At 29.4% G+C, this 12,152-nt stretch carries 12 protein-coding genes, 1 tRNA gene and 1 riboswitch; of the genes, 11 read left to right on the plus strand and 2 right to left on the minus strand.

Going from position 1 to position 12,152, the window contains the following annotated elements:
- Positions 1-828: 828 nt before the first annotated feature.
- On the minus strand, positions 829-1,917 hold the full coding sequence (locus EO083_RS06180; protein WP_164723701.1) for an agmatine deiminase family protein: 1,089 nt from the start codon (positions 1,915-1,917) through the stop codon (positions 829-831).
- A gap of 201 nt (positions 1,918-2,118) precedes the next feature.
- On the opposite strand from EO083_RS06180, the gene EO083_RS06185 reads away from it, so the two are divergent.
- Positions 2,119-3,279, plus strand: a complete 1,161-nt coding sequence (locus EO083_RS06185; RefSeq protein WP_126993301.1) for a putative DNA modification/repair radical SAM protein — start codon at positions 2,119-2,121, stop codon at positions 3,277-3,279.
- The gene (locus EO083_RS06190; protein ID WP_126993302.1) at positions 3,280-3,852 is read left to right on the plus strand and encodes a DUF4130 domain-containing protein; all 573 of its coding nucleotides are present in this window, start codon (positions 3,280-3,282) and stop codon (positions 3,850-3,852) included.
- On the opposite strand, the gene EO083_RS06195 is transcribed toward EO083_RS06190, so the two are convergent.
- A complete protein-coding gene (locus tag EO083_RS06195) occupies positions 3,853-5,328 on the minus strand; it encodes a GGDEF domain-containing protein (RefSeq protein ID WP_126993303.1) in 1,476 nt (491 codons plus the stop codon).
- 216 nt (positions 5,329-5,544) lie between these two features.
- Here EO083_RS06195 and EO083_RS06200 point away from each other — a divergent pair.
- The 9 genes from EO083_RS06200 to EO083_RS06240 all read left to right on the plus strand — a co-directional run bounded on the left by EO083_RS06200 (position 5,545) and on the right by EO083_RS06240 (position 12,151).
- Positions 5,545-5,621 (plus strand) — tRNA-Pro (locus EO083_RS06200).
- Between the two features lie 34 nt (positions 5,622-5,655).
- A riboswitch (cobalamin riboswitch) is annotated at positions 5,656-5,824 on the plus strand.
- A gap of 52 nt (positions 5,825-5,876) precedes the next feature.
- Positions 5,877-6,260, plus strand: a complete 384-nt coding sequence (locus EO083_RS06205; RefSeq protein ID WP_126993304.1) for a GIY-YIG nuclease family protein — start codon at positions 5,877-5,879, stop codon at positions 6,258-6,260.
- Positions 6,257-7,198, plus strand: a complete 942-nt coding sequence (cobT, locus tag EO083_RS06210; protein ID WP_126993305.1) for a nicotinate-nucleotide--dimethylbenzimidazole phosphoribosyltransferase — start codon at positions 6,257-6,259, stop codon at positions 7,196-7,198. The genes EO083_RS06205 and cobT overlap by 4 nt, the downstream gene beginning before the upstream one ends.
- A complete protein-coding gene (gene cobU, locus EO083_RS06215) occupies positions 7,195-7,692 on the plus strand; it encodes a bifunctional adenosylcobinamide kinase/adenosylcobinamide-phosphate guanylyltransferase (protein ID WP_126993306.1) in 498 nt (165 codons plus the stop codon). The genes cobT and cobU overlap by 4 nt, the downstream gene beginning before the upstream one ends.
- Positions 7,689-8,300 (plus strand): cobamide remodeling phosphodiesterase CbiR, encoded by a 612-nt coding sequence (cbiR, locus tag EO083_RS06220; protein ID WP_126993307.1) that lies wholly within the window; start codon positions 7,689-7,691, stop codon positions 8,298-8,300. The genes cobU and cbiR overlap by 4 nt, the downstream gene beginning before the upstream one ends.
- Positions 8,297-8,995: an adenosylcobinamide-GDP ribazoletransferase gene (locus tag EO083_RS06225; RefSeq protein ID WP_126993308.1), complete on the plus strand. Its 699-nt coding sequence runs from the start codon at positions 8,297-8,299 to the stop codon at positions 8,993-8,995. The genes cbiR and EO083_RS06225 overlap by 4 nt, the downstream gene beginning before the upstream one ends.
- Complete coding sequence (locus EO083_RS06230; RefSeq protein WP_126993309.1) at positions 8,996-10,411, plus strand: cobyric acid synthase; 1,416 nt, start codon at positions 8,996-8,998, stop codon at positions 10,409-10,411.
- Positions 10,380-11,222 carry an adenosylcobinamide-phosphate synthase CbiB gene (gene cbiB, locus EO083_RS06235; protein ID WP_126993310.1) on the plus strand — a complete coding sequence of 281 codons (843 nt, stop codon included), beginning with the start codon at positions 10,380-10,382 and terminating at the stop codon, positions 11,220-11,222. Before EO083_RS06230 ends, cbiB begins: the two co-directional genes overlap by 32 nt.
- A complete protein-coding gene (locus tag EO083_RS06240; protein ID WP_126993311.1) occupies positions 11,171-12,151 on the plus strand; it encodes an aminotransferase class I/II-fold pyridoxal phosphate-dependent enzyme in 981 nt (326 codons plus the stop codon). The genes cbiB and EO083_RS06240 overlap by 52 nt, the downstream gene beginning before the upstream one ends.
- The last annotated feature ends 1 nt before the right edge of the window (position 12,152 follow it).

Here is a 12,152-nt window from a genome sequence, read left to right on the forward strand (position 1 = left end):
ATTTTATTGTTGTGAGTTATGATAATGATTTCGATAAGATTCCAAATGAAAACATCCACAATTTGGAAATCATAGCAAGACAGCATTATCACTTGCTTTTGGTATTATTGATGTAAAGATATCCAGAAGGAAAAGTGGCGAATGGAAAAGGTTTGGATTTTTAAACTTGTTCAATTAATTAAACGCAGAGAAATTTAAATAATAACTAATAACTTTCGAAGAAATAAAAGAGTTATAGAGTTCTATGTGACAATTGAAAAAGATAAATATGGTTTTTACTCAGGAGAAGATGTGAAAATCTCTGAATGCTATTTCCAAAGTAAAATCATCCAAAAATTAATAGATATAATATAAGTAGAAAAAGTATTGTAAAAGAACCTGTCGTTACTTTTTTAGAAGTCAGAAAATCGTTTTTGTGAGTTCAAAACTTTAAAATAGTAACTGGCATGAAGGTAAAAGAATGAAAACACTTGAGGATATAAAGAAAAATCTGAAAAAACAAATAAAGAATATCAAGCGAATTCAAGTCGAGATAGTTGTCTCCTTTGATTCTTGGTTCGAGAGGTTTTATACTAACAAATCTTCCCTTATCACACAAAAAATCAGTTCAGTACTTTTCTATAGCTTTTATAATACATATCCCTGTGTAGCCAAGCTTCCCACTATCTTCATTTTTTTAAAAATAAATAAAATTTGTTTAAAACTCAACTTCAACCCAACTTTTATATTTTAAAATTTTGAAAAATATATTTTTTTCATGACATAAAAAGTATACTCGGAAGGGTTGATATGACACTAGAGGAAAAAATTAAGCATTCTTTATATAGTTTAATTATGTTCTACCATTTTTGGTTGTTGAATTGTAACACAATGTATCATACCTCCATATTTATATAATTCTCTAACATCGATACCTACAACTCTTCTTTCAGGAAAAATATTTTCAAGTATTCTTAAAGCTATACTATCATTTGGATCATTATATACTGGTACTAAAACAACTTTATTTGCAATATAAAAATTTACATATGTTCCTTTATACCTCAAGTTTTTTCCATTTTTCAAAGTCACATTATTTTTTGTAAGCGGCAAAAAAACAAAATCAAATTTCTTTCCTTTACTATTTTTCGCAGAATATAAAATTTCTATATCACCTTCTGAAAGACCCCATTCTATTAAATCTTCCCTTTTCATCGTTATTATCTTATCCTTATAAACTTTTGCAAAACCATCAATGTGAAAATCAGTGATGTCAATTCCTTTAACTCCTTCTAAAATTACAAACTTACTTGCTCCAAGATATTTATTTAAATAAAACTTTAACTCTTCAACTGACAAATCCGGATTTCTATTTTTATTTAAAATAGCACTTTTAGTTAATAAACATGTACCATCATCTTCTAATTCCACAGCACCCCCTTCAAGAACAATATCTTTAAGATTAATTATTTCCAAATTTAATAATTTTCCTATAAAATTTTTTAAGTTTTTATCTCTATTGTATGGTACTTTCCCTCCCCAACCATTAAATCCAAAATTTAATACCATTAAATTTTTATTTTCATCGTATACAAAAAGAGGCCCAGTATCCCTTATCCACACATCATCCGTTTTATATACAAAAAACCTTACGTTTTCCATATTTGCTTTAGACTTTTCTAAAATCTTTGATACTCTATACTTTTCATTTCTATCGTATACAATAATGCATACCTTCTCTGAAAAACTTAAATACTTTGCCATCTCAATCCATATCGGTTCAAGTTCATCTCTATACTTTTCTCCATATGTATGTTCATGAGGCCAAACAAGCCATGTAGCTTCATGTTTAAAATATTCTGCTGGAAATTTGTAAATCCCTCCAGCATAAGTTAACAAAAAATTGAAATACAAAAGAAATAATAAAATCTTTTTCATAAAAATCCCTCCCATAGTCATTTTTGACTATTTAACTCTAAGGGAAAAACACCTAAAATTCAACTCTTATACAATTTTTATATATTTTTATATAAAAAAACAAAATTTTATATAACTTTATACCTTAAGATTACTCAAAATTTTGAAAAATATATTTTTTCATGATATAATATATACAAACGTATACTCGGAGGGGTTAGTATGACACTTGAGGAAAAACTAAGCATTCTTTCAGCTGCGGCAAAATACGATGTTTCATGTTCTTTTGGAGAGAGAAAAAAAGATTTTGTGTATTACAGCGTCGCAAATGGTAGGTATGTTCCTATCTTAAAAATATTATTTTCAAATGCATGTATATACGATTGTGCATACTGTATAAACAGAAAATCAAATAACATAAAACGTGCAAGTTTTACAGTAGATGAAGTTGTAAAACTAACTGTGGATTTTTACAAAAGAAATTACATAGAAGGTCTTTTTTTAAGCTCTGCTATAATAAAGGATCCAAACTATACTATGGAGCAATTGATAAAAGTTGCAAAGAAACTAAGGGAAGAAGAAAAATTTCCTGGCTACATTCACTTAAAAATAGTTCCAGGAACAGACGAGACATTAGTTGAAAAGGCTGGAATATATGCAGACAGGGTAAGTATAAATGTAGAATTTTTAAAAAAAGATGCATTTTTTAATCTTACACCTGAAAAAAAGCCAGAAGCAATACAAAAACCATTACGAACTTGTTCAATTAAATATCTTCAGTACATTGAAGAAAAAAAGAAATATTCACATGTAAAACCTTATTCTCCACTTGGGCAAACAACACAGATAATAGTTGGGGCAACTAACGAATCAGATAAAAAAATTATAGAATTTTCAAGCAAACTCTATAAAATATATAAACTTAAAAGGGTGTATTATTCAGGGTATATAGCTATAAACAAAGATAAAAGGCTTCCTCAAAAAAGTGAAAGTTCCTTAAGAGAACACAGATTGTATCAAACAGATTTTCTCATAAGATTCTACAATTACTCTATAGAAGAAATTTTTGATAACTGTGAAAACCTCGATTTAAATATCGATCCAAAATCTTTGTGGGCCCTAAAACATCCAGAATTCTTTCCAATAGATATATCCAAAGCAACATTTGATGAATTAATAAGGATCCCCGGAATTGGTCTTAAATCTGCTCAAAAAATAATCATGCTAAGAAAACATGGAATACTTAACTTTGAAACTCTAAAAAAGGCAGGAATTTCTCTAAAAAAAGCAAAAAACTTTATCACTATTAAAGGAAAAAAATTTAAAGATTCAAAGGCTTACATGCCTTTGTTTGAATTTTCTCAAAATGGGTGGGATTTGTAAATGATGGTATCATACGATGGAACTTTTAATGGACTACTTAAACTCATTCAATTTTGTTATAACAACAACATAATACCGGATTTTGTCTTAAAAAAAGAAAGGAAAATCTCAATTCTTGTCGATCTTTCTGAAATAGCATTTACCAAAAAATTTATACACGACAGTTACGTTTTTTTACCATTTCTTTCTGAAATCAGAAATATTGAATCGCTAATTATAAGACATGTTATCACAAAAAATATCTTTTTAAAAAAAACACTTAGGAAAATTTCTAAAGATGTATTGACTGAATTTGAAAAAATTAAAAGAAAGATCTACTTTTTAGAATACAATGGAGTATTTACATCTTCATTTTCCTCTAACTCGAATATAATAGATCTTTTATTCTTATACTTTCTTGAAAGACTCAAAAACGAAAAATTCATTATATACGATGAAAAAAGAAAGATCGTTATTACATACAATAACAAAACAAGAAAAGTCTTAAAAGAAAATAGAGTGAATCTTTTCCTACAAAGCTTCGATCCTGCTCTGCATCTTTGGAATATATATCAAAAAAGTATTATCGCATAACTATTTTTTCCTCTTCATTTTATACATTAAATCATCTGCATCCCTAATAGCATTGTCTATATTATCATCTTCAATCTTTGAAATACCCCAAGAAAATGTTGGTGAAAATTCAAAGGAATTTTTAAACTCTTCAAGAATTTTTTTCATTAAATCTTCTGCTACATTCTTATCTTTATTTTTCAAAACAACTAAAAACTCATCACCACCCATTCTAACAAGAAGATCTGAAGAGCTAATATGCGACTTAATTATACTTGAAAGTTTTTGTAATACCTTGTCTCCAACATCATGACCCAGCGTGTCATTGATTTGCTTAAATTTATTTAGATCAACAAAAACCAATACATCTCCTTTTTTCAAAAAATTATTATTTAAAACTCCACGGTTATACGCACCAGTTAGTTTATCTATAATACTTTGTGCATATAATATATTTACCTCTGTAGATTTTTCTTTATATTCAAAAAGAATATTTGATGCAAAACTCAAATAAATTGCAATTATTCCATACGGTGAAAAAAATCTTGTCGGAATTTTCAAAACCATAACCAACGCATCATGAAATACGGTTATTGCAAAAAATGAAGAAAAAAGCATATCAAGAGGTATATACGCCCTAAAAGTTATATATACTATATATAATGCATCTACTATCAAAAGAGGTGATACATATGTTGAAACAATTTTCAATTGATATTCGGAAAGCGTTAGTAGAGGTAAAAAACCTGCTGTAAAATTTAAAGCCGCTACAATTTTTCCTACTTTACCAACCTTTGAAAAATTATAAGTTTCAAATCCAACAATTATTAATAAAAGTGAAAAATACGCAGATGCTATAAATAACTTCCTTATAGGAAACCAAAAAGCTTCAAACGACACAAGATCAAAAACCCATATAGAGGCAAAAATACTAGAAAGTCCAAAATATATATATGCATTTTTTCTTGAAAGTAATGTTGTATTTTTTGAAAGCATTAAAAGTAATATTCCAAGTGTTAAAACAAGCCCTATAGATATATTTATTAAATTATCTGATAAAAACTTTAAACAGATATATTTTATCCTTTCATTTCTATCTATCAAATAAAAACTATCAAGTCCAATTGAATAAACACCGCTAATCTCAACTTTCAAAGTTTTTATATTCTCCGGAATTTCAAACAAAAAAGGAATAAACCAAGAATGTGCATTCCTGTCATTGAACCCATATTTTCCAATTAATTTCCCCGAAGAATACACTTTAATATACGAACATTCAACATATGGAAAATACACATACTCATATCCATTTGGAATTTTAAATTCTAAATTAATAGTTTTCCTAGAATTTAACACTAATGAAATAGGAAGTTTTATTCCATTCTCTGCTTCTTCAATTTTTACTCCTTTTGGATGTGAAAAATAATAAAACAACATTGGAAATAATAAAAAAATCAAAAAAGCAATTAAAAAATATTTTAGATAAAATTTAACCATTTATACGCCTCCTATACCCACGTATAATTTTATCATAAAAAAAGCTGAAAATTCGACAAAAAAATTTCAGATTTATATAACAATCTTTAATATTGAGATTCTTCAAAAATTCACATTTTTCAGCAAAGAACAAATCAAAAAATCATATTTTTACAAGATTCAACAATTTTACAGTGTTTGACATAAAAAGAAAGATAGAATATAATTTTAATGTATCGGGGTGTAGCGCAGTTGGCTAGCGCGCTTGCATGGGGCGCAAGAGGTCGCTGGTTCAAGTCCAGTCACCCCGACCAAAAGGCCGGGTAATCCGGCCTTTTATAGTATATAATATAGAAAACCATCATAGGTTAAGGGAACGCCGGTGAAAGGCCGGGGCTGCCCAGCAACCGTAACCGGGGACGAAATCCACAGAATGCCACTGGGAGTATTTCCTGGGAAGGCGTGGAGAGTAGGTTGATCCGGGAGCCGGGAGACCTGCCTATGATGAAAGTTACTTCCCGAATGCTAGGGCATTTCGGGGAAATTTTTGTTTTTATTAAGGTGAAAATATGAAAGGATGCTACTTACTATTAATTGAATTGCCAATAGATACCAAAATAAAAAAATGGAATCTAAAAAAAGGTACTTACGTATATGTGGGCTCTGCTATGAACAATCTTGAAAAAAGAGTATCTAGGCACTTGTCCAAAAATAAAAAGTTACACTGGCATATCGATTATCTTCTTGATAAATCAAGCGTAAAATCAGTTATAATGGTTTCTTCAAATACAAAATGTGAGGAAAAGATTTCACTCTACATGTCTCAATTTTTTACAGGTCCTAAAGGGTTTGGCAGTTCCGATTTAAGAGTGCAGACTAATCTATATTATATAGATAATTTTAATAAATTTTCAAAAATACTTTCTAACATACTCAAGGGGGAATTAAAATGAATGAGGCAGGGTATCTTGAAGAACTTGCTAATAAACTTTTTAAAATAAAAAAGCAAACTCCATTGCCTATGTTCAAGGACAAAAGAGTTTATGTTTTTGCTGCAGATCATGGAGTAGTACAAAACGGAGTTTCCGCATATCCTAAAAACGTCACCTACCAAATGGTTTTAAATTATTTTAAAGGTGGTGCAGGCATAAATGTCTTTGCAAGGCATATGGGACTTAAATTTTTTGTGGTGGACAGTGGTGTAGATTATGATTTTGAAGATAATCCTTCATTGGTAAAAATGAAAGTAGGATATGGTACAAAAGATTTTTCAAAGGGACCTGCAATGACAAGAGAAGAAGCAATTAGGTGTATTGAATATGGAATGAAAGTTGCAAAAAAAGCTATAAAGCAAGGTGCTGATTTACTTGTAATAGGTGATAAAGGTATCGGTAATACAACAACAGCAACAGCAATATTTGCTGCATTTGGTTTTGATGTGGATAAAATAACCGATATTGGAACACCTATACCTCCTTCTTCCGTAATAAAGAAAAGAAATATTGTAAAAAAAGCTTTGAAAATAAATAGACCAAACCCAAATGATCCAATTGATGTTCTCTCAAAGGTTGGCGGATACTGCATAGGACAAATGGCAGGTTTTATCTTAGAAGCTTTTAAAAATAAAGTCCCTGTGGTTGTAGACGGATTTCCAACAACCGCTGGATTTTACCTAGCGTATAAGATAAATGAAAAAGTTTTAGATTACGCCTTTTTCGGACATTTATCAAAAGTAAAAGGGCATAAAATCATTTTAGATAGCCTAGGCGTAAGACCTATTTTAGATCTTGATATGAGACTTGGCGAAGGAACTGGAGCAGCTTTATCTGTTTATTTAATAGAAGCTGCTATAAAATACTTTAACTTTAAAAATAAAAAGGTGATATCATGATAACTCTTATAACTGGTGGTGTAAAATCAGGAAAAAGTAGTTTTGCTTTAAAGTTATCAGAAAACTTTGAAAAAAAGGCATTTATTGCAACTGGCGTTGCTTTTGATGAAGAGATGAAAAAAAGAATAGAAAAGCACAAACAAGAAAGAATAGGTTTTGACACTTTTGAAGAACCAATAGAGATCTATAAAATCATTGAAAGTCTAAATCAAAAGTATGAAGTTGCAATACTTGACTGCCTTACAACCTACCTTGGAAACCTATTTTATTATGAAAAAGATATAGAATATTATACAAAAAAACTCATTGATTCACTACAAAGAATCAATTACAACTTAATTATCATCACAAATGAAGTAGGATGGGGAATAATACCAGAAAACAAACTTTCAAGAAAATATGTAGACATCTTGGGACTGCTCAACAAAAAAGTTGCATCACTTTCAGATAATGTCTATTTAATGGTATCGGGGATAGGGGTGAAAATAAAATGAAAATAGGAACCACTTCATGGCTTATTCCTGGAGGTTATCTTGAAAATGTTAAACTAGTTGCTGAAATAGTCGATTTTGTAGAACTTCTTGTTTTTTCATTTGACAAGGAAACAAGACATATGCTAAAAAATGAACTTCCAGAACTTTATAAAATCTCAAAAAAATACGGGTTAGAATATACCGTACATCTTCCAACAGACTGTATAAACAACGTTGAAGAGGCATTTAATTTTTTTGAAGAAAGTAACTTACCAATATTAAATTATGTTGCCCACCCAATAGATTGTATAGAACCTTTGTTGAAAAAATCAGACAAAATTTCCGTTGAAAATCTAAAAAAAGACATTTTAATACACGATAGAACGGTATTTGATATTGGTCATCACATTTTAGGTATGAAAGTAACAAAAGAATTTTTCGAAAATACCGTAGAATTTCATTTAATGGGAGTAAAAGGTGATCAAGATCACTTAAAACTTGACAAAGAAACTCTTTTACTTTCAAAAGAATACATGAAATTAATGCCAAATCTTAAATATATATGTTTTGAAGTCTTCGATCTTAACGACTTTTTAGATTCCTACAACCTCTGGAGGGAAAATTTATGATAAAAAATTTTCTTCTTTCACTTTCCTTTATCTCAAGACTGCCATTAAATATTAAAGTAAATGACTTTGATAGAAGGGTTAAAAAACTTCCAGGCTTTTTTCCGCTAGTAGGTTACATAGTTGGCAGCATATATTATCTTGGAGGATTATCAAATAACCTGGCACTTAAAGTCTTTTTCCTTGTGTTAGCCTTTTATTTTTTCGACCTCTTCCATTTCGATGGATTTTTAGATACACTCGATGGTTTTTTAAACCAATCAACCAAAGAAAAAAGATTAGAAATTATGAGCAAAGGAGACGTTGGACCATTTGCTGTTTTCTTTGGAACACTCTTTGTAGTAGTTTTCTGGCATCTTTATTTAAATGCAAAACCATTTCATTTCTTTATATCTTCAACATTTGGAAGATATTCTATGGTGCTTTTAATGGCATTTTCAAAGCCAGCCAAAAAAGAAGGACTTGGTGCATTGTTTTTTCCTTTTGAAAAAAAGAATTTATTATTTTCAACAATATTTACATTTTTCCTTATTATATTCTTTAAACAATATATCATTTCATTGACTGTAACCTTGATAACTACTTACTTAATATCAAAAATCGCTACTAACAAAATTGGTGGCGTAACAGGTGATGTGCTTGGTGGAACTTGTCTTTTCGTGCATGGCCTTATTTTGCTTATACTTGAGGTGGTATAGATGGTATTAATGGTACAAGGAACAGCCTCTAATGTTGGTAAAACCACCATTGCAACAGCTCTTTGCAGATATTTTGCAAAAAAAGGAGTAGACGTAGTACCGTTTAAAGCTCAAAATATTTCTCTAAACAGCATAGTAAGCGATGATGGTGGAGAGATGGCGATTGCACAATATATACAGGCAATTGCCTGCAACAAAAGACCAAGTTATGTTATGAACCCCATACTTTTAAAACCTGATATCACTGGCTCCCAGCTTATTGTAAAAGGAAAACCAGTAGAAAAGATTAAAAACAAGAAATACATGTATTCATCCAAAGAAGAACTTTTAAATGTTGCATATGAATGTCTTAAAAATTTAGAAAAAAAGCATGAGCTTGTTATTGTAGAAGGTTCAGGATCTGCTGCAGAGATAAATATAAAAGATATTTCAAATATGGCAATTGCAAAGAAGGCAAATGCAAGTGTAATATTGGTTGCAGATATTGACAGAGGCGGTGCTTTTGCGCAAATTGCAGGAACTATGGTTTTATTCAATAAAGAAGAAAGAAAATTAGTAAAAGGGTATATATTCAACAAATTCAAAGGAGACAAAAGGCTTCTTTTAGATTTCCCTGAAAAGTTTGGAAAAAGATTTAATATAAAGTTTCTTGGGACTATAGAATATTTCAATCACAACCTCTTTGAAGAAGATATTACTCCATTTAAAGAAGGAAAAGGTGATCTAAAAGTAGATATACTAAAACTTCCACATATATCAAATACCTTTGATTTTGAACCTCTCTTTTTAAATACAAATGCAAGGTATGTAGAAAACATAAGGGAAGATGTTGATCTAATTATAATTCCTGGTACAAAATCAACAATTCACGATTTGCTATGGCTAAAAGAAAAAAACACACAAATCAAAAGGGCTCTTTCAAAAGGTGCATTTTTATTTGGCATATGTGGTGGTTATCAAATGCTTGGCAAAAAACTTGTAGAAGAAGAAAAAGAATACGAAGGACTTGGATATCTCAATTCATATACATACTTTATAGACAAAAAGACAGTAAGAAACGTATATGCAAAAGAAAAATTATTTAATACAACCGTAAAAGGCTTTGAAATTCACCATGGAATTACAAAATCATTTGAAAAACCTTTTTCAAAAATATATTTTAATAAGAAAGTTATAAAAGATGGTGCCATTAAAGATAATATCTTTGCTACATACATTCATAACATATTCCACAACAATGATTTTCTAGAAAAACTCTTAAATTTTTTAAGAATACAAAGAGGTTACTCAAAAAAAAATATTGTGGTTAGAACACTGGAAGAAGAAATAGATAGAGTTACTGAAATCATAACATCTAGTCTTAATATGAAGGAGATTGAGAAAATTGTTTATTCTTCTAATAAGTCTTCTAATTGATATAACTATTGGCGAACTTCCAAACTTTATTCATCCTGTTGTATATATGGGATTTATCGGAAAGTTTTTGGAAAAATCAAAACATGCACGTTTTCTTTTAGGCATGTTTGCATTAATTTTAGAAATTTTGTTTTGGCTTTTTTTGTGTAAAACTTTATTATCAATCTCAAAATGGTTTGAAATTTATTTTTTAACATCCACTTTTTCCATAAAGTCATTATATTCTCATGTAAAAAGGTGCTATGAAGATGAAGAAGAAAAACTTAGAAAAAATGTATCATACATTGTAAGTAGAGATGTTTCAAAATTAAATAAAGATAAACTTTATTCTGCAGCCCTTGAAAGTTTATCTGAAAACATATCAGATGGTGTAGTTAGTCCACTCTTTTACTATTTAATTTTTGGAATATACGGTGCACTTTTATATAGAGTAGTTAACACCTACGATGCACTATTTGGATATAGAAATGAAAGATATGAATGGTTTGGAAAATTCCCCGCAAGATTTGATGATGTATTAAACTTTATCCCTGCGAGAATTACCGCTTTATTAATTGCCCTTTTTAATTTTAAAGGTGCCTTTTCTTATCTAAAAAAATACAGAAGACTAAAAATAAACTCCATGTATCCAATGAGTGCATTTGCTGGTGTTTTAAACCTTGGATTTGAAAAAGTTGGAGTTTATAAACTTGAAGGAAAGCGTGTTGAAAAAGAGGATATTTTAAAGGGACTATCTTTATATACAAAGGTGGTGTTTGTGTGGATAGCAATAGTTTTGTTCACGGTGGTATTAAAGACGAAACTTTTTTAGATTTTTCAATATCTGTAAATCCAATAAAAATTGACTGGTTTGATGATGTTATAAGAAAAGAAGATATTTTTAGATACACCTACGTTGATTGGATAGAAGATAAATTTCAAAAAATTTTTGGAAAAAGTGTAATAGTTGCTGGTGCAACCGAAGCATTTCACATAATAGGATATCACATTTTAAACGATGCCTGTGTTATTATACCCAGACCCAATTATTCAGAATACTTTAAAGTTGCACAATTTTCAGCAAAAGAAATTAAAACTCCGTGGTATTTTGTAAGTAAGGACCTTGATCTAAACGTTATTGAACGTGAAATAAAACTTGCTAGTAAAAAATTTAAAAAGATAGTGTTAATACTTGGAAATCCAAATAATCCAACAGGGATTTATAAAGACTTAGAAGAATTTTTTAAATTAAATCAAAATATAGATATTGTTCTAGATGAAGCCTTCATAGACTTTGTAGAAAATCCAAAAGATTATGAAAAATTTGACAATGTACTACTGAATAGAACTTTTACAAAATTTTTTGGAATACCAGGAATAAGGGTAGGATATGTGAAAACAAAAAAATACCAAGAAATATTTAAAAAATATAGAATGTCATGGGCTATCGGTGGAATGGGATATACATTTTTAAATACCCTTTTAAAAAACATTGATACAGTTAATATTTTTAAAAATAGAACCATTTCATTTATAAAGGAGCAAAAAGAAAAATTTAAAGATTTTATCTACACAAAAAGTGATACCAACTACTTTCTAGTAGATGTATCAGATATAGATAACTTTTTAAATTTTTGCCACAGTAGAAAAATCCATGTTAGAGATGCAAGAAATTTTGGACTAAACCTTGTAAGAATAGGTCTTAAAGATAAAAAAAGCAATGAAAAATTGCTTAATACACTTAGAAAATGGAGGGGATAAA

This window comes from Thermosipho globiformans (assembly GCF_003990895.1).
GTDB lineage: Bacteria > Thermotogota > Thermotogae > Thermotogales > Fervidobacteriaceae > Thermosipho > Thermosipho japonicus.

What these genes read in the sequence shown, in the direction of transcription:
- EO083_RS06180 (WP_164723701.1), bottom strand. Translation starts at nt 1,917, where the DNA reads ATGAAAAAGATTTTATTATTTCTTTTGTATTTCAATTTTTTGTTAACT.
- EO083_RS06185 (WP_126993301.1), top strand. Translation starts at nt 2,119, where the DNA reads ATGACACTTGAGGAAAAACTAAGCATTCTTTCAGCTGCGGCAAAATAC.
- EO083_RS06190 (WP_126993302.1), top strand. Translation starts at nt 3,280, where the DNA reads ATGATGGTATCATACGATGGAACTTTTAATGGACTACTTAAACTCATT.
- EO083_RS06195 (WP_126993303.1), bottom strand. Translation starts at nt 5,328, where the DNA reads ATGGTTAAATTTTATCTAAAATATTTTTTAATTGCTTTTTTGATTTTT.
- EO083_RS06205 (WP_126993304.1), top strand. Translation starts at nt 5,877, where the DNA reads ATGAAAGGATGCTACTTACTATTAATTGAATTGCCAATAGATACCAAA.
- cobT (WP_126993305.1), top strand. Translation starts at nt 6,257, where the DNA reads ATGAATGAGGCAGGGTATCTTGAAGAACTTGCTAATAAACTTTTTAAA.
- cobU (WP_126993306.1), top strand. Translation starts at nt 7,195, where the DNA reads ATGATAACTCTTATAACTGGTGGTGTAAAATCAGGAAAAAGTAGTTTT.
- cbiR (WP_126993307.1), top strand. Translation starts at nt 7,689, where the DNA reads ATGAAAATAGGAACCACTTCATGGCTTATTCCTGGAGGTTATCTTGAA.
- EO083_RS06225 (WP_126993308.1), top strand. Translation starts at nt 8,297, where the DNA reads ATGATAAAAAATTTTCTTCTTTCACTTTCCTTTATCTCAAGACTGCCA.
- EO083_RS06230 (WP_126993309.1), top strand. Translation starts at nt 8,996, where the DNA reads ATGGTATTAATGGTACAAGGAACAGCCTCTAATGTTGGTAAAACCACC.